Source organism: Paraburkholderia nodosa, from assembly GCF_001718195.1.
GTDB lineage: Bacteria > Pseudomonadota > Gammaproteobacteria > Burkholderiales > Burkholderiaceae > Paraburkholderia > Paraburkholderia nodosa_A.
Genome location: NZ_MCNV01000024.1, coordinates 48940 through 66320, shown reverse-complemented (window position 1 = coordinate 66320; position 17381 = coordinate 48940). Strand labels below are relative to the sequence as shown.

The 17381-nt window shown below is 68.0% G+C and carries 13 protein-coding genes; 8 read left to right on the top strand and 5 right to left on the bottom strand.

Annotation, left to right across the window (positions count from 1 at the left end):
* Positions 1-25: 25 nt before the first annotated feature.
* From tssA to BFD71_RS30255, 5 genes are all read right to left on the bottom strand, one after another.
* Entirely contained in the window at positions 26-1144 is a 1119-nt protein-coding gene (gene tssA, locus BFD71_RS30275) for a type VI secretion system protein TssA (protein ID WP_069267988.1), read from the bottom strand.
* Positions 1141-5082: a type VI secretion system protein gene (locus BFD71_RS30270; protein WP_069267987.1), complete on the bottom strand. Its 3942-nt coding sequence runs from the start codon at positions 5080-5082 to the stop codon at positions 1141-1143. The genes tssA and BFD71_RS30270 overlap by 4 nt, the downstream gene beginning before the upstream one ends.
* Positions 5079-6152, bottom strand: a complete 1074-nt coding sequence (locus BFD71_RS30265) for a DotU family type IV/VI secretion system protein (protein ID WP_069267986.1) — start codon at positions 6150-6152, stop codon at positions 5079-5081. The genes BFD71_RS30270 and BFD71_RS30265 overlap by 4 nt, the downstream gene beginning before the upstream one ends.
* Positions 6145-7512 carry a type VI secretion system baseplate subunit TssK gene (gene tssK, locus BFD71_RS30260; RefSeq protein WP_069267985.1) on the bottom strand — a complete coding sequence of 456 codons (1368 nt, stop codon included), beginning with the start codon at positions 7510-7512 and terminating at the stop codon, positions 6145-6147. The genes BFD71_RS30265 and tssK overlap by 8 nt, the downstream gene beginning before the upstream one ends.
* Before the next feature lie 88 nt (positions 7513-7600).
* The gene (locus BFD71_RS30255) at positions 7601-8095 is read right to left on the bottom strand and encodes a hypothetical protein (protein WP_083245548.1); all 495 of its coding nucleotides are present in this window, start codon (positions 8093-8095) and stop codon (positions 7601-7603) included.
* Positions 8096-8162: 67 nt separating this feature from the next.
* On the opposite strand from BFD71_RS30255, the gene BFD71_RS40880 reads away from it, so the two are divergent.
* From BFD71_RS40880 to tssH, 8 genes are all read left to right on the top strand, one after another.
* A complete protein-coding gene (locus BFD71_RS40880; RefSeq protein WP_141710855.1) occupies positions 8163-8408 on the top strand; it encodes a hypothetical protein in 246 nt (81 codons plus the stop codon).
* A gap of 235 nt (positions 8409-8643) precedes the next feature.
* On the top strand, positions 8644-9219 hold the full coding sequence (gene tssB / locus BFD71_RS30250; protein ID WP_069267984.1) for a type VI secretion system contractile sheath small subunit: 576 nt from the start codon (positions 8644-8646) through the stop codon (positions 9217-9219).
* 21 nt (positions 9220-9240) lie between these two features.
* Positions 9241-10716, top strand: coding sequence for a type VI secretion system contractile sheath large subunit (gene tssC, locus BFD71_RS30245; protein WP_069267983.1), 1476 nt, complete (start codon positions 9241-9243; stop codon positions 10714-10716).
* A gap of 131 nt (positions 10717-10847) precedes the next feature.
* On the top strand, positions 10848-11354 hold the full coding sequence (locus BFD71_RS30240) for an Hcp family type VI secretion system effector (protein ID WP_069267982.1): 507 nt from the start codon (positions 10848-10850) through the stop codon (positions 11352-11354).
* Between the two features lie 12 nt (positions 11355-11366).
* Positions 11367-11861, top strand: a complete 495-nt coding sequence (gene tssE / locus BFD71_RS30235; RefSeq protein WP_083245547.1) for a type VI secretion system baseplate subunit TssE — start codon at positions 11367-11369, stop codon at positions 11859-11861.
* A complete protein-coding gene (gene tssF / locus BFD71_RS30230; protein WP_069267981.1) occupies positions 11845-13632 on the top strand; it encodes a type VI secretion system baseplate subunit TssF in 1788 nt (595 codons plus the stop codon). The genes tssE and tssF overlap by 17 nt, the downstream gene beginning before the upstream one ends.
* A complete protein-coding gene (tssG, locus tag BFD71_RS41800) occupies positions 13596-14726 on the top strand; it encodes a type VI secretion system baseplate subunit TssG (protein ID WP_069267980.1) in 1131 nt (376 codons plus the stop codon). The genes tssF and tssG overlap by 37 nt, the downstream gene beginning before the upstream one ends.
* Complete coding sequence (gene tssH / locus BFD71_RS30220) at positions 14723-17377, top strand: type VI secretion system ATPase TssH (RefSeq protein ID WP_069267979.1); 2655 nt, start codon at positions 14723-14725, stop codon at positions 17375-17377. Before tssG ends, tssH begins: the two co-directional genes overlap by 4 nt.
* The last annotated feature ends 4 nt before the right edge of the window (positions 17378-17381 follow it).

Here is a 17381-nt window from a genome sequence, read left to right as displayed (position 1 = left end):
ATCATGAATCGGGGACACGCCTCGCCTACTGCGTTTGTCCACTCTCAGGCAACAACCCAAGCGCCGCCCCCAGCGCCCTGCCACGCTCACCGGCCATCAACTCGGCGAGCAACTCGGGCAACGGTTTCCCGCCCCAATCAAGCGCCCGCTTGAGCATATAAGGCACAGGACTATGCGGCTCATAGCGCATGAGATAGTCCGCCACGATAGCGAGCAACCGATACGCCTCATCACGCGACTGCGGCGCATCCAGTCTCCTCGGCACAGCCGGCTCCGGCACCCCTACAGCCGCAGCAACCTGAATCATTGCAGGCTCGACAACCGCATTCTCCCGAATCGTTGCAACGTCAACCATTGGTACGTCCTCCCACTCGGGATGCGTCGTGAGCCAGTCGCGCAAGACGCTCTCCATGCGTTCCAGCGTTTCCAGCAGCACCCCGAACGACGGCGCCTCCGCGCCGAGCCGCTCGGTGCACCATGCATCGAGTCTCGCAATAGGCCCACGCGCCGCGCGCAGCGCCTGCAACTGATCGCGCAACGCGGCAGGCTCCGCCGCATGCGCAGCCTGAGCCAACGCCTGCGCCACGCGTGCAGCCTCCTCGCGCTTCGCGGCCGGCACGTCTTTGCGGTCCTTCACCGCCACCGCCTCGCGCTGCGCACCCTGCCAGCGCGCAAGCGTCAGCGCAGATCCATCCGGCCCCGCGCACAACGCGATCCGCCCACCGAGCAAGGTCGGGAACTGCTGGGCCACCCAGGCGAGCGGCGCGGCCCGAAAGCCCAAATCGCCATCGCGCGGCAACGGATGAATGTCGTCCCAATAGCGCACACACAATTCACTCAGCAAGACGAAGCAATCCGGCAAGGCAACACATCCGTATCGATGCAGCCAGCTCTCGCCCAGCCATGCAGCGAGCGTCAAATCCTTGCTACGGCGCGCGAGGAGGTCCTCGCAGCCCGCTTCCACGGCGGCCCAGTCCGCGACCTTGAGCGCGGTTTGCCAGATGCCCGCAGGCAATGCCGGATCGTCCTCGCGTCGCGCCGCCTTGATCGCGTCGAAGGCGGCGTCGTGCAGGAGCGAAACGCCGGCCGGCGCGCCCCCCGGTATCGGTTGAACGAGTGCTTCGATGTCGAATGCCGGGTTCATCCGCGCCCCGCTTGTGTGCTCGACGGATACGGTCCATAGGTGAACGCTGGGCTGCCGTATGCGCTGTAGCCCGGCGCCGCATACGGCAGGTCAGGCCACGCGAGCGCCGTTTTCGACGCGCCCGTCATGCCCACACGCATGAACATGCGCGCCGTTTGCGTGCCGCCGTTGCGGTCGCGCACCGGCACGCTCAGCACCATAGGCGCGTTGCCCGCGCCCGTGCCGGTATCGACGCCGTCGTCCGGCACCGCATGCAGGCGCACGAGGCGCAATAGCGACCACGTGTCGTTTGCCGCCCATGTGGCCGCTTCGCCGTCGACCGAGAGCGTCGGCTGCGACGCGTCCTGCATGGGCCGCCACGGGCCGTCTTTCGCCCAGCGCAGGCTCAGCGCGGCGGGCTGGCCCGGCGCCCAGCGCAGCGGCGTTCCCGCCGCGGCGGGCCAGGCGAGCGTCTGGCTGCCGCTCGCGAGCGACCACTGGATGACCTGGTCCGCACCGGCTTCGTCGGCGCGATCGATACGCCAATCCACCGCCACGTCCACACCCACGAGCGCCCCGTCAGCGCCGCGCGCCACCAGCGCGTCGAGCCAGGGCTTAGCGCGCGCGAGCTTCGCCAGAAACTGCTGCGCGCCCGCTTGCGGGCCGCCGCTCGCCACCGCGGCGCTCATGCCGCGTTGCGCGTCCGCGAGCTTCGCGTCGAGCAGCGCCACGAAGGCCGCCGTCTGGCGCAGGTCGGCGGCCTGGGCGTTTGCATCCGCTGAGAACGGGAAGCGGCCGGCCAGGTAGCGCGCAAAATAGTTGCGCAACTGTTCGTAGGCCTCCCCGCCGGTGCCGATCTGCAGCCGGTAGCAGCGTTCGCGCGCCGACGAGACGAGCCGCATGCCCGCGCTCGCAACGATATCGCCCGAGCCCGGCACGTCCACCTGCGCGAGCGAAGCGCTGCAGGTGTCGAGGTCCATCTTGTCGAGCTGGTTGGAGATGATCGACGGCACCGCCACCAGTGCGCTCGCCGGGCTGCGCGCGCGGTATTGCGCGAGGTCCGCGAAGAGCGCCTTCCAGCGCGCCACGAGCCGAGCGTCCGCAGCGGAGAGCGGCGGATTCTGCGTGGTCAGCCAGTCGAGCGCGCTCGACGCTAACGTGGCCGTGTCCGCCACCGCACTCGACTGCGCGGCAAGGTAGGTTTGCAGCGCTTCGGGCGTAGCGGCGCCGAATGCGCGCATCGACCCGCCGGCGTTGCCGTTCCACGCCGAGAAGTCGCCGCGCAGCGGGCGGAACGGTTCGAGCGATTGCAACTGGACATCGGTCGAGCGCAGCACATCGAGCGCGGCATCGCTCACGCGCAGGGCGACGGCTTGCGCGAGATCGGCGCGGCCGAGCGAGTCGAACGCTTCCACGAGATCGGTCGCATTCTTGCGCAGCATGTCGAAGGACGCGCCCTGCGTCTGCGGCGCGTAGGCGACGTTGCGCGCGCCGCCGCCCGATGTTGCCGCTGTTGCAACGGGTGCCGACAGTGCGGCCACCATGCTGTGCACGGTCGCATTGCCCGCCGCGGCGAGCAGCGCGCCGCGCCACGCTTCGGGCGCCTGCGCAAGAAGCCCTGCGGAGTATTGCTTGTAGGCGGGCAGGATCGCCAGCGCGCGCTGCGCCGAGCCGGCATCCACGCCGCGAATTTCGGCCGTCGCGCTGCCTTCGCCCGCGACGAACGACTGGCCGAGCAGCGTGCGCAACGCGTCGCGCAGCGGCAGCAGGTCCGGCGCCAGTTGCAGCCCTGTGGTGGGATTGGAGGCCAGCACGCCAGGCAGGTTGCCGCTCGCGAGCCAGCGCGCCGCGAACGCGCTTTGTTCGCTCTGTTCGTGCTCCAGCACGCTCGCCACCGGCGTCGCGCCGATCAGGCGCAGCCCCTTTGCCGTGTCGAAGGTCGCCGTGAGCCCCGGCACGAGTTCCTGGCCATGTGTGCCCGCCCAGCCGTGGTCCGCGGTGTCGACCTGGGTTGCGAGCGTGTCGATGCGCGTGGCCAGTTCGGAGAGCGAGGCGGTGGTCGGCACGGCGCCGGGCGCCTTGAGATCGGCGAGCATGGCCTGGATTTGCGCGGCGTTCGTCGTGAGCGAGGAGTCCTGATAGATGTCGTCGAACCAGCGATCGAAGGTCTCCTCGAAGCACACGCTCGCCCGTGCGTGCGCGGCGCGCGCCTCGGTGCCGTCGAACGACAGTTCGCCGCCTTCCACTGCAGTCGCACGTATGGCGTCGTCCAGCCCCGCACGGTCGGCCACATGATCGGGGGAAAAGCTCACGCCCACCGCACCGCGCATGAGTTGAGCGAGCATCACGGTGTTGCCCGAATCGCGTTCCACTAGTTCGTTGTAGTTCGTGATCAGCCGCTCGGTCTGCGCCGCGTTCGTGACGAGCCGTGTGCCCTGCGTGTACTCGGGCAGGTCCTGGGGACGCCGCGCGGCGGCCACGAGGCTCGCGTTGTCGCCCGACTCGTTGGCGCCGTCGCAGTTCAGTTCTGCGAGACGGCTGACGAGCCGCGCGCGCAGCGGCGAGAACACGAGCCCGCTCAGCACGTGGTATTGCGCGTCGTCGAGCCGGCGGCGCAGGCCGAAATACGACAGCGGCATGAACGGCGTGGCGAGCTGCCAACGCGGCACCTTGACGAAGGCGTTCGCCGCGCTGCCCAGCGCGTTCGCCGCCGCCGTTTCGCTGCTGCTCGTGCCCGTTTCGTGCCAGGCGACGCTGGCGAGCGCGAGCGCGTCGTAACTGCTCGCGAGCAAACGTGCGTCGCTGCGCACGTGCCAGGTGGCGACGCCCAGGCCCACGCACCAGCACACGCCCAACGCGATCGCTGCGAACGTGGCGATACGGTAGCGACGCATGCGCAGCGCCAGCACGCGCGGAATGGCGAGCGCGAGCCCCTGCCCCGGCATCAGCAAGTCGTGCCACAGGCGCGACGCGAATGCCGGCGCCGCTGCGGCGCGCGCCTCCCTGCGCGCCGCGTTCGTGATGGCGGGCTCCTCGCGCTCCTGCGCCTGCGGCATCGCACCCACGCACCAGATGCCGCGCAGGAGCGGCGCGGTGCCGTCGGCTGCGCCGCGCAAGGTGGGCTCGATGTGCTCGCGCAACGGCTCGCGCAGGGTGTCGATGCGCTGCGGCAACAGGAAGACGTCGCCGTCCAGCGCGCCGTCGAGCGTGCCCATTTCGGTGACCGTCGCCGCGAGCGCGCGGCTCATGTCGGCGAAGGCTTCGTCCACCCACGCGGCTTCGAAGGCGCGCCGCGGCGCATACGGCGAGGCCCAGCCCAGCGGCGTTTCGATGCGTTCGCGGCGCAGCCTGGCCGCGAGCGCATCGAAGCCCGGCAGCGCGTCGCAGCCCGTCACCACCACGTAGAGCGGCAGCATCTGGCCCAGTTGACGCTGCAGCGCGAGCACTGTGCGCGAGGCTTCGAGCGCCGCGTCGGTGTCCGCGCGCGCGGTCCCGTTTTCGTCGATGAGCGTATCGAGCGCGATCACCCACACGAGCGCGTCGAGCGGCCGGCCCGGCCGGTTGCGCAGCAGACCGCGCAGCAAGCGCCCGCCGGTCGAGCCGCGCCGGCGTTCGGCGGCCGCACGCGCACCGAGCGACTCGCCCGGCTCGGCGATCAGAATGCCTTCGGCGTCGTGCCAAAGCCTGCCGAACCACGCCGGCTCGCCAACGGGCGTGAGGCGCCAGCTGAGCGCCAGCGCGTCGAGCGCCGCCGGTGCGCCCGTGGCCAGCACGCGCGGCACCGAGTATGGATCGTGCACGCCCATCGCGTTGTGCGCCGTGCGCATCATCGCGGAGAAGTTGCGCAGTGGCCTGCGTTCGTCGCGCCCACGCAGCCAGCGCATGACGAGCACGGCCGCGAGCCCCACGATCAACAGCGCGATGAGGACGATCAGGACGACTACGAGTGTGGTCGTCATGGCCGTGCTCCGCGTGGCGTGGCGTCCGGGCTGTCTTCGCTGTCTTCGCTGCCTTCGTCGGCGTTCTGCGCGCTCACCGTGACGATGCGCCGTGCGGCGAGTGCGAGCGTGGCGGGCGGCGTCGTGGAGACCGTAGCCGCCGCGGGCATGTCCTGACTTTGCGGCATGGCAGCCTGAACGTCGCCTGGCGGAACCGCCGGACGCAGCCTGCGCACCGTCCGTGCGCGCGGCAGCACCATGCCCGTGGTACTCGTATGGCTCGCCTGCGCCGGACGCCCTTGCGCCAACGAGACCGTTTCGAACTGTTCGAGCGATGGCCGCACGGGCGCCGTCGCGTAGAGCCACAGCAACTGTGAGATACCGAGCAGCACCGCGAATCCGCCGCCCACGAATAGCGCGAGCCGTGCGCGGTCTGGAAACATCTGCGTGAGCAGACGGGTTTCGCGCGGCGCCAGCGCGGCGCGTTCGAGCGGCGCGCCAAGCCGGTCGGGCTCGGGGTCGCGCTGCATGGCGAACGCGAACAGCGCGTGGCGCAACTGGTCGTGACGCAAGGCGCCCGCCTCGCCGCGCAGGCGGCCACGAAAGCCTAGCGTGAGGCAGGCGAGATAGACGTTGGCGAGATCGCGCTGCGCCGGATCGCGCTGCGCAAGCAAGGTTTCGATGGCGGCCGGAATGCGCTCGCCCGCCGCACGCGTGCCGAAAATGCGCGCTTCGAGCGGATGCGTTTCCCATGCGCTCGCGCCATTCCACGCCGAAAACAGCAGCAATTCGTCGAGCAGCGCGACATAGGCGTACTGCGCGGCGGCGATGTCCGCTTCGGCCGCCGCGCCGGTCCAGGCCATCGCATCGCGCGCGAGCTTGCGTGTGGCGGACTGCAGTTGCGTGGCGAGCGCGTCGGCATCGCGCTGGGGATCGGCGGGCGTCTCTGCGCTCGCGGCATTCGCGGCGCTGGCTGCATTCGCCGCCTGCGCAACCGCGCGCAAGCGCGCGTTCTCCGCAAACGCGAACGCCACGACGAACGCGCGCATGAGCGGCAGGCGCTCGTCGGTCGGGTCGCTGGCATCAAGCATGATCGGCTCCCCCCTGGCGTGCGTCGTCGGCGGCGTCGCCCGTGGGCGTGAAGAGTTGCACCGCCCAGGGCGCGCGACCCGGTACGGTCGTACGGACTTCGATGCACAACGGCTGGGCGCGGTCGAACCACGCATCCTCCACGGCCACCGCGAAGAGCGTCGTGTCGTCGCCCGTCGCGTAGGCCGCGCGCTCCTCGCGCGCGAGCCGCCGGCGCGCGAGGCCGCGCATGCGTTGGCGCGCGAGCGTGGGCACGTAGGGCCGCGACGCGACGACGGCATGATCGAGCCACACGCTCGCGTCGTGCTCGCCCGCGTCGGGCGGCATGCGCAAACCGATCACGAGTTCGCGCGCCACGTTGCCGCCACTTTCGAACGGCGGCGCAATCCAGAAACTGCCGCCTTCCTCGGTGAACGCGCGTACGCGATACCCCTGGCGGATTGTCGCGAGCGCTTCGTCCGCCCACGCGAGCAGCGGCTCGAACGACGCGAGCAGCGCCATGTAATCGAACGTCGCGAAGGCGGGCACGCCGCGCGCGGGACGCAGCGCCGCGAGCGCGCCTGTCATGCCCGCAACGGCGCGATACAGTTCGGCGGGATGCGCGATGCCGGTGACGAGCGTCGCCTCCACTTCGGGCAGACGGCTCCAGAGCGCGCAAAGCTGGCGCTCGATCTGGGCCGAATCGTCGCGCTCTTCCGCGCGTTGCGCGGCCTGCAGACGTCCGGCCAGGAACACGCACTTTTCGCGCACGCGCAGCAGCAGCTGCATGACGCGTTGCCCGAGCACCGAGTCGGCGCGCACGAACGGACAAGGCGGCGCGTAGTCCGCAATCGCCACGCCGCCGCCCTGCTGCCTCACGCGCATGACCGGCAGGCGGTCGAATTCGTGACGGCCGAGATCCGTCATGAGATGCAGCCGCGGCGTCCACGTCGTGATCGAAGCCGGCTCGCCACCCGAGACAAGATCGGGAACATCCGGACTCTCGCGCTGGGTGTAGCGCCCGGCCTGCGGATCGAGCTGCCCGCCGCGATACAGCGGTGGTACCGCGAGATAGATCGTGACTTCCTCGTCCGGCGCGCTGAACGCGTGGCTTACGTCGATCTCCAGCACGGGATCGTGCGGCGTGTGGCGAATGGCGAGGCCGTCGGCCAGAATCGCCTCGAGCGCGCTGATGCGCACGAGCCCCTGGGCGAGCCCCGCGGCGTCGTGCTCCAGAGAGAGCACGCCCCAGTAATGCGCGCGCGCGGCGCCGGCGAGCAAGGCGGCGTGCCCCGACGCGTGCAGCGCCTGGGTCTGGAAATGTTGCGGCAGCAAGGGCATGCCGTCGAACCAGCAGACCGGATCGGGAAACGAAGTACGCATGATGTGTTTGCTTTCTATCGCTAAACGTTTCGTCGTTCAGTGTTGGCGCGCCACTACATGACACCGTTGCGTCACACCGTTTGGCTGCTCAATGTGCGGCCTGCACGCTCAGATCCTGGTCGCCGAGCAGCAGCAGCGCGTGAGCGGGCCCCGTATCGAGCCTCACGCGGTGCGCGCCCGGAGTCTGGTAGTCGGCGAACACCACCACGCCTGCGCCCCGCTTGCCGCCAAACGGAAACGGCGCCGCTGCGATCTGTTGACCCGGCACGACTTCGAACGACACGACCGTGATGTCTTCGGGATGATCGCGGCGCCATTGATCGCGCTGAGCGAACCACTTCGCCGAAGGCAGGCCGAGCAACGCGTCGAGCAGTTGCTGATTGCGCACGAGCACGGCGTCCACGGCAATGGGCGTGTCCTGATTCGCCTGAGTGGAGACGGCAATGGCCAGGGTATCTACCTGTACCTTGGGCAGCGACGAACACGCCGCGAGCACCTGCGCGAGCGCGAACGCCAGCGCGGCGGCACGCCAGCCGCACGGCTTCGCGGCGCGCGACGCGCCGGCGAATAACGTGGTGATCACTGCGCAATCCCCATTGTGTGCGTCGCCTCTTGTCCGCGATGCCTCCTGCCCGCGCGCAGGATAGCTCATGCTAGTTCGTATTTCTAATCAAGGCGCATGTTCTGCAGCGCAAGCTGTTTCGCGCGTAGTCTACAAGCGCCCCACGCAAAATTGCAATAACGATTTTCTAATCGATCAATTCAAAAACAATGCGCAAATAAACTTGAAAGGAAATGAGTCTATGCGCCGTAAATATACTTTGAAATTCCGCGTTTACTGTCCTAAAGTCGTGACCGTCTATCTTCACGACGTGCGCGACGAAGGACAAGGTTAAGCCGCACGCAGCGCGAACGCCTGACGCCGTGAATGCTCTCGTCTGACGAATCCGGGGCATGCTTTAGCTGTGCTTTTTCTGAAGGACCGGGAATACACCTGGCAATCGTTTAATTACGTTTTGCGGGGCATTGTCGTCTTAAAGAAAACGCATCATGAAAAGGCTAGATTGACGACAAACGTGCATCTCTCCCGTTACACAATGCAATAGAAGAACGACCGCCACCGAGGTGACCATGGCCGACAGTACCCAGCACTGGTTCGAACGGAACCGACCGCCGCGTGTCCAGATCACGTACGACGTCGAAACGGGCAATGCCATCGAAAAGCGTGAACTGCCGCTCGTCGTGGGCATCCTTGCCGACTTGTCCGGCAAGCCTGTCGAGCCGTTGCCGAAAATGACGGAGCGCCGCTTCGTCGACATCGACCGCGACAATTTCAACGACGTGATGAAGTCGATCGGGCCGCGCGTGACGCTGCAGGTCGACAACACGCTCGCTGCCGACAGCAGCAAGATCAACGTCGACCTGAAGTTCGAGCATATCGACGACTTCGATCCTGTGAGCATCGTCCAGCAGATCGGCCCGCTCAAACAGCTCTACGACGCGCGGCTGCGCCTGCGCGACCTCCTCACCAAGCTCGACGGCAACGACGAACTGGACAAGCTGCTCCAGGAAGTGGTCCATGACCCGAAGGGGTTGAGCGAAATCCGCTCGGCCCACCCGCTGGACACGCCGACTGCGCAGCTGCCGCCGCCCGCGGGCGACGCCGCTGCACCCGCCAGCCCTTCCAGTGACACGCCGGCCAGCTAAGCCCAACGCGAGGAGACAATCATGTCCGATATACAGGCCGCCGCGACCGCGCAGGCGGGTACGGTCACGCTGCTCGACCGCATCGTGCACGAAGGACGCATGGCGCAATACGAGGAGCAGCAGCAGCACGCGCGCGAGCTGCTCGCCGAGTTCGCGCTGCAGGTGCTCGACAAGAACATGACCATCAGCCGCGACACGGTGGCGATGATCAACGATCACATCCGCAAGATCGACGAGCTGATCAGCGAGCAACTCAACGAGGTGCTGCATCACCCCGACATGCAGGCGCTGGAGTCGTCGTGGCGCGGACTGCATTTTCTGGTGAAGGGCTCCGAAACGGGCACGCGCCTGAAACTGCGCCTGTTGAACGCTTCGAAGAAAGACCTGCAGAACGATCTCGAGAAGGCCATCGACGTCGACACGAGCGCGCTCTTCAAGAAGATCTACGAAGAGGAATACGGCACGTTCGGCGGTTTTCCCTTCAGCGTGCTGGTGGGCGACTACTACTTCACGCGCCAGACGCCTGACGTGAGCCTGCTCGAAAAGCTCGCCTCCGTGGCCGCTGCCGCGCACGCGCCGTTCATTTCGGCGGCACACCCGCAGCTGTTCGACATGTCGAGCTTCACGGAGCTGGGCGTGCCGCGCGATCTCTCGAAGGTCTTCGAGACGATCGACATGGCCCGCTGGCGCGAATTCCGCAAGAGCGAAGACTCGCGCTATGTTGCGCTCACGCTCCCGCACATCCTGATGCGGCGTCCTTATCATCCGGACAGCAATCCGGTGGAGGGCATGAACTTCTTCGAAGATGTCGACGGCACCGACCACTCGAAGTACCTGTGGGGCAACTCCGCCTATGCCCTCGCGCAACGGATCACCAACGCGTTCGCGCAGTACAGCTGGTGCGCCGCGATTCGCGGCGTGGAAGGCGGCGGCGCGGTCGAGCGCCTGCCGGACCATATCTTCCAGACGGCTTCGGGCGACAAGGCCATGAAGTGCCCCACGGAAGTGGCAATCACCGACCGCCGCGAAAAGGAGCTCGATTCGCTCGGCTTCATTGCACTCGTGCACAAGAAGAACGAAGGGCTCGCGGTGTTCTTCGGCGGCCAGACTGCCTGCAAGCCGGCGCTCTACAACACGCCCGAGGCCACGGCAAACGCGCGCATTTCGGCCATGCTGCCGTATATCCTCGCGGCGTCGCGCTTTGCGCACTACATCAAGGCGATCATGCGCGACAAGGTCGGCAGTTTCATGACGCGCGATAACGTGCGCGCCTATCTCAACACGTGGATTGCCGACTACGTGCTCGTGAACGACAACGCGCCACAGGAAATCAAGGCCCAGTATCCGCTGCGCGAGGCGCGCGTGGACGTGACAGATGTGCCGGGCAAACCCGGCGCGTACCGCGCGACGGTATTCCTGCGGCCGCACTTCCAGCTCGAGGAACTCACTGCCTCGATACGGCTCGTGGCGACGCTGCCGCCGCCGGCGGCCGCCTGATCCACCCGCAAAAAAGCGATTCGATGAACAGACGACGGCCAGGCGGCGCATGAGCGCCCCTGGTCCCTGAACGCGCCTGGCGCCGCGCACGCGGCCCGCGCGGTTCTTTACTGCTTCGGGAGCAGCAAACCATGGATTCGATCATTCTCGACCTCGGCAGCGACATCAAAGGCGAGTGCACGCTGGAAGGCTATACCGACAAGATCGAGTTGATGTCGTACAGCCACAACGTGGCGATGCAGGTCACCAACGACGTCAGCAACTCGGAGCGCACCTCGGGCAAGCCCCATCTCGGCGAATTCACCGTGACGAAGTTCGTCGACGTCGCCACGCCCACGCTCAACGAATATTGCTGCTCCGGCAAGGCCATCGCGAGCGCGACCATCGTGGTGGGCCGCAACGCCGCCGAAAGCGACGGCAAGATCATGCCGTTCATCACCTATACGCTGAACAACGTCGTGCTGAGCAACGTGAGCGTGTCGGGCGGCGCGGGTGGCAAGCCCGTGGAAACCCTCTCGCTGAACTTCACGAAGATCAAGTGGGAACTCACCGCGCAGAAGGACGACGCCACCAAGGAAGGCACCGCGGCCACGACGTGGGACCTGGCCGCGAACAAGGTCGTGAAGGCAGCAGCCTAGCGCGCACCGCCTATGGCGAACGTCCGCGCCTTCATCGCCATCGCGCCCATGCCGCTCTTCGAGCGGCTGGCCGACGACGCGCCCTTCGACGCGCACGAGTCCGTCGACGAGCTCGCCGCGCGCACACTGGACGCGGCCGGCTTGCGCGCGTCGGTGCGCGCGGAGTTGCTGCGCCTTCTCAACACGCGCCGCGGCACGCCACGCCTGCCGCGCGCGCCGGACGTCCTGCTTTACGGCCTGCCCGACTGGAGCGGCCAAAGCGCGGCACGCGCGGAGGACCGGGCGGTGATCGAGCGCGAAGTGGTCGAGGCGATCCGCGCGTTCGAGCCGCGCCTTCGCGAGCCGCGCGTGAAAATCGAAGCGGACGCCGCCGCGCCATGGCGGCTGTGCCTGCGCATTCGGGGAACGCTGCGCGGCAGCGACGGCGTGGAGCACGTCGTCACCTATGTCGCCGGGCAGGATGGCGAAACGCAGTCCATCGGGATCGTCGATGAACGACTCGCTTGATGCGCAACTGCTCGACTACTACCAGCGCGAGCTGACTTATCTGCGCCGCGCGAGCGAAGGCTTTGCGCAGCGTTATCCGAAGATCGCCCGGCGGCTCGAACTCGGCCCCGGCGAGAGCGCCGATCCGAACGTCGAACGCCTGATCGAAAGCTTCGCGGTGCTAACCGCTCGCCTCCAGCGCACGCTCGACGACGAATACACCACGCTCACGGACGGCCTTCTCGAACAGTTTTATCCCTACGCGTCGCGGCCGGTGCCTTCCATGACGATCGTGCAGTTCGAGCCCGATCCGACGCAAGGCAGCATCGCCGCGGGCTATCGCGTGCCGCGCGACACGACCCTCATGCACGTGGACGCGAGCGGCGCGACGATCCACTGGCGCACGTGCAGCGACGTGACGCTCTGGCCGATCACCCTCGCCGCCGCCCAGTTGCTCGACGCGGAGGAAGCCCAGGCGCTCACCGGCAATGCGTCGCTGCAGTCGGCGCTGCGGCTCACGCTGCGGGGCATCGGGCCGCACAAGCTGGGCGCGCTGCCGATCGAGCGCTTGCGCGTGCGCCTCACGGGGTCGCCCGTCACCTCCGCCGCGCTCTACGACCTGCTCGGCGCACACAGCGCCGCCACCTGGCTGCAGACCCCCGAGGGTACGTTGCAGGCGCAACGCGGCCTGCCCTCCCCGGTTGGCTTCGACGAGGAAGACGCGCTGCTGCCGCTCGAAGACGGTGCGCATCCGGCCTGCCGACTGCTCGTCGAGTACTTCGCCTTTCCCGAGAAGTTCGCGTTCTTCGATCTGCCGTTCAAGCCGCCTGCGGATGCACTCGACAGCCTCGATCTCGTGATCGGCTTCACGGCCGCCCCGCGCGGGCGCTTCACGCTGCATACGCAGGATATCCAGCTCGGCTGCGCGAGCGCGCTCAATCTGTTCGCGCGCACCTCCGAACCCTTGCGGCCCGACGGGACGGCGCGTGAAATGCGCGTGAGCCCCGACGCGCACCGCGAATCGAGCACCGAGATCTACGCCGTGCGCAACGTGCGCGCCGTGGCGGGCCGCACGGTCACGGACGTGCCGCCCTGGTACGGCTCGATGCACGGCGCGGATTCGGCTGTGTACTGGTACGCGCGGCGCGTGAGCGGGCTGCATCCGTCACGTCCCGGCAGCGATGTCATGCTCACATTCGTCGATACGCGCTTCAATCCCTCCGCGCCCGCAGCGCGCACGCTCACTGCGGATCTACTGTGTACCAATCGTCATCTGGCCCACCGGCTCGCCCCGGGCGCCGCGCTGTCGTTCGAAGTGCCGGGCCCCGTGGCGAGCGTGCGCATTGCGCATCGGCCCACGCCGCAGATCGTGGCCGCGCTCGACGGCACGTCGCGCTGGCGCCTCGTGTCGCAACTCGTGCTCAATCACACGTCGATCGTGGAAGGCCCGCAGGCGCTGCAGTCGCTGCGCGAAATGCTGATGCTCCACAATCTCGGCGCGCATGCCCCGTCGCAGCGCCAGATCGCGGGGCTCGTGGCCGTGTCGAGCGAACCCATCGTCGCGCATGTCGGTACGGACCGTTGGCGCGGCTGGCGCAACGGACTCGGCGTGCGAATCGAACTCGACGAAGCGAGCTTTGTCGGCGCGAGCACCGTGCTCTTTTCCGGCGTGCTCGCGCAATTTTTCTCGCTCTATGCGAGCGTCAACCGTTTCGTACAGACCTCGCTCGTGCGCGACGGTCGGGAGATCCGCACATGGCGGCCGACGATGGGCAGCCCGCTCGTTCTCTGACGCAGCGGCTGTTCGACGAACCGCACGCGTTCGAATTCACGCAGGCCGTGCGCCTGCTCGAGTTGTTGCAGCCGCACGCGCAGCCGCTCGGCACCGGGCTCGACCCCGGCCAGGAAGCGCTCGCGTTGAGCGGCAATCTGTCTCCCGCGTTTCCGGCGAGCGCGCTCGGGCCATTGCGGCGCGGCTTACCGCGCTCGCTCGCCTTTGCGCCTCAGGCGGGCGAAGAAGCATCCGCACACTCCGGACATGCGGGACCGCCCCAGCTCCAGGTCAACGCGTTCGCGCTCGGCGGCCCGAACGGCCCCTTACCCGGTGCATGGCAGGAATGGCTGCAGGACCGTCTGCGCCGCAAGGACCGCTCGGCGGCGGCGTATCTCGACATCTTCCAGCACCGGCTGCTGGCGCTGCTCTATCGTGCACAGCGCAAGTACCGCAGCGCCGAGCCGCTGCCCGCCACGATGCAGCGCTCGGCCGATGTCGTGCTGCGCGCGCTGACGGGCAACGCCTCGCTGAACTCGCGCGCCTCGTACAACCGCGCGGGGCAGGAAGCCGCAATACCGCCCGAGCCGCTCGACCTGCGCGCCGTGCTGGCGCGCGCGGGCCTCTTCGCGAACCGTCGACGCTCGATCGCGGGTTTCGACGTCATGGTGCTGCATCATTTCCGCGTGCACGTGCGCTCGACGCCGTTCGAAGGCGGCTGGCGCACGCTGCCTCCGGCGAGCCGCACGGCGATCGGCTCCGGTGGACGCAACCGGCGGCTCGGTCAGGATGCCGTCGCGGGCACGAGGATCTGGGACGAACACCAGGGCATACGCGTGCGGCTGGGTCCGCTCAGGCGTGCGCAGTACGAAGCCTTCCTGCCCAGCGCGCCCGCTCACGAAGCACTGAATTCGCTGGCCGCCGAATGGTTCGGCGCCGAACTCAAGGTGCATCTCGAACTGCAGCTCGCCGCGGGCGAATTGCCGCGCGCGCGCCTCTCGCGGCACGCGCCGCCGAGGCTCGGCTGGACCGCCTGGGCCGGCGCCGCGGAATCGGCGCCCGCGCGCCTCACGCGCCTCGCGCCCGAAGACGTTCCGGGGCGTACCGGGCCGTGACGCTCGATCTCAAGACGCTCGTTGCGCGCCTCGAGCGCGAGCCGCGCGAAGCCCTCGAACGCGCCGCGCAGCAATGCCTGCGCGAAACACATTTCGTGGTCGAAATCGAACACTGGCTGCTCGCGCTCGCCGAACCCGAGGGCGGCGATCTCGCGTGCGTGCTGCCGCACTTCGGCGTGGACCGCGCCGCGCTCGGCGCCGAGATCCGCATGACGATCGCGCGCTTCAAGCGCGGCAACACGGGCATGCCGTCGTTCTCGCCCGACCTGCTCGTGTGGCTCCAGGACGCGCTCGTGCAATCCACCGTCGTGCTCCAGCAACCGCGCGTGCGCGCGGCGACGCTGTTTATCGCCCTGCTCGAAAACGACACGCTGCGCGCACGCGCCGTGCATGGGGCGCCCACGCTGCTGCGCGTGGCGAGCGCCGCGCTGCGCGCCAATATGAGTGTCTGGCTCGCGCCTATCGAAGCGATGTCGCCGCTTGCGTCGACATTGCCGATCGCACCGCTCGAAGCGGCCATGGACGACAGCGCGAGCCTTCCCGTGCTGACCGGTGCCCTCAAGCCCGAGGCGCCAGCGCCCGCCCTGCTCGACCAATACACGCTCGACCTCACCGCCGAAGCGCGGGCCGGACGCATCGACCCGATCATCGGACGCAATGCGGAGATTCGCCAAACGCTCGACATCCTGTTGCGGCGGCGACAGAACAACCCGTTGCTCGTGGGCGCGCCGGGCGTGGGCAAGACGGCCGTGGTCGAAGGTCTCGCGCTGCGCATCGCGGCGGGCGACGTGCCGCCGCCGCTTGCGGAAGTCTCGCTGCGCATGCTCGACCTCGCGCTGCTGCAGGCGGGTGCGGGCCTGAAAGGCGAGTTCGAGCGGCGTCTGCGCGCCGTGATCGATGAAGCGCGGCACTCGCCACGACCGGTGGTGCTCTTCATCGACGAGGCACATACGATGATCGGCGCAGGCGGCGCGGAAGGCGGCAGCGACGCCGCCAATCTGCTCAAGCCCGCCCTTGCGCGCGGCGAGCTGCGCACGATCGCGGCCACGACGTGGCTCGAATACAAGAAGTACTTCGAGCGCGACCCCGCGCTCGCGCGGCGCTTCCAGCTCGTGCAGATCGAGGCGCCCGACGAGCCGACGGCCATCGCGATGCTGCGCGCGCTGGCGCAAAAGTTCGAAGCGCATCACAACGTGACGATCCTCGACGCCGCCATCGTCGATGCGGTGAAACTCTCGCACCGGTACATCTCCGCGCGCCAGTTGCCCGACAAGGCGATCGCCGTGCTCGATACCGCTTGCGCGCGCGTGGCGCTGGCGCAGCACGACACGCCGCCGCAACTCGAAGCGGCCAGGCACCGGCAGCGCGCGCTCGACGACGAGCTGCTGCGCCTGCGCACGGAAACGGTACTCGGCGCGAATCACACGCAGCGTCTCGCCGCGCTCGAAGCCGAACATGCGCACAACGCCACGCTCGTCGAGACGCTTGAGGGACGCTGGCGTGACGAAGCCGCTACCGTGCGTGAGATTCTCGCGGTACGCGCGAGTCTGGCCGCCCTCGACGCGGCGCCTCGCGATGCTTTCAACGAAGGCACGCACGAACCGCCAGAGAACGCGGACGCGAACGAGAACAACGAGGCCGCGGACCCGCGCGAAGACCTCGCCGCCGAACTGGCGCGCCTCGAAAGCGGCCTCGAAGCGATTCGCGACGACGACCCCATGGTGCCGGTTTGCGTGGACTCGAAAACCATCGCCGCCGTGATCGCAAGCTGGACCGGCATTCCCGTGGGCAAGATGCTCGCCGACGAAGCGCACGCCGTGCGCACGCTCAAGGGCCGTCTCGCGCAGCGTATCGTGGGGCAAGACGGGGCGCTCGACCGCATCGCCATGCGCATCCAGGCCTGGCGCGCGGGGCTCGCCGACCCGTTGCGCCCGGTAGGCGTTTTCCTGCTCGTGGGACCAACGGGGGTCGGCAAGACAGAGACGGCCTACGCCCTTGCGGATGCACTCTATGGCGGCGAGCGCAATCTCATCGTGATCGACCTCGCCGCGTATCAGGAAGCGCATGCCGTCTCGCAGCTGCGCGGCGCGCCGCCGGGCTATGTGGGCTATGCGAGCGGCGGCCAGCTCACCGAGGCGGTGCGCAGGCGCCCTTATAGCGTCGTCCTGCTCGACGAAATCGAAAAAGCGCATGTCGACGTGCTCGAAGCCTTCTACAACGTCTTCGACAAGGGCGTCATGGAAGACGGCACCGGGCTCGTGGTGGATTTTCGCAACACGGTGATCCTCGCCACCAGCAACGTCGGCGCCGAATTGCTGCTCAATACGCCTGCCGCAACGCTTGCCACCGACGCCTTTGCGCGGCGGCTGCACGAAGAACTGCTGCACGCGTTTCGCCCGGCGTTTCTCGCGCGCATGACCGCCGTGCCTTATGCGGCGCTCGACGACACGGTGCTGCGCGCCATCATCGAAAAGAAGCTCGAACAACTGCGCATGCGGTACCGCGATGCAACGGGCAAACAGTTCGCCTTCGACAGCAGGATCATCGACGCCGTGCTCGCGCGCTGCCGCGCCGCGGGTGGTGCGCGCGAGATCGACAACGTGCTGATGAACGAGCTGGTCGGCACGCTCGCGCAGTGGGCGCTCGAATGACGAT

Coding starts and splice junctions, on each gene's coding strand:
- tssA (WP_069267988.1), bottom strand. CDS start 1,144: ATGAACCCGGCATTCGACATCGAAGCACTCGTTCAACCGATACCGGGG.
- BFD71_RS30270 (WP_069267987.1), bottom strand. CDS start 5,082: ATGACGACCACACTCGTAGTCGTCCTGATCGTCCTCATCGCGCTGTTG.
- BFD71_RS30265 (WP_069267986.1), bottom strand. CDS start 6,152: ATGCTTGATGCCAGCGACCCGACCGACGAGCGCCTGCCGCTCATGCGC.
- tssK (WP_069267985.1), bottom strand. CDS start 7,512: ATGCGTACTTCGTTTCCCGATCCGGTCTGCTGGTTCGACGGCATGCCC.
- BFD71_RS40880 (WP_141710855.1), top strand. CDS start 8,163: ATGCTAGTTCGTATTTCTAATCAAGGCGCATGTTCTGCAGCGCAAGCT.
- tssB (WP_069267984.1), top strand. CDS start 8,644: ATGGCCGACAGTACCCAGCACTGGTTCGAACGGAACCGACCGCCGCGT.
- tssC (WP_069267983.1), top strand. CDS start 9,241: ATGTCCGATATACAGGCCGCCGCGACCGCGCAGGCGGGTACGGTCACG.
- BFD71_RS30240 (WP_069267982.1), top strand. CDS start 10,848: ATGGATTCGATCATTCTCGACCTCGGCAGCGACATCAAAGGCGAGTGC.
- tssE (WP_083245547.1), top strand. CDS start 11,367: ATGGCGAACGTCCGCGCCTTCATCGCCATCGCGCCCATGCCGCTCTTC.
- tssF (WP_069267981.1), top strand. CDS start 11,845: ATGAACGACTCGCTTGATGCGCAACTGCTCGACTACTACCAGCGCGAG.
- tssG (WP_069267980.1), top strand. CDS start 13,596: ATGGCGGCCGACGATGGGCAGCCCGCTCGTTCTCTGACGCAGCGGCTG.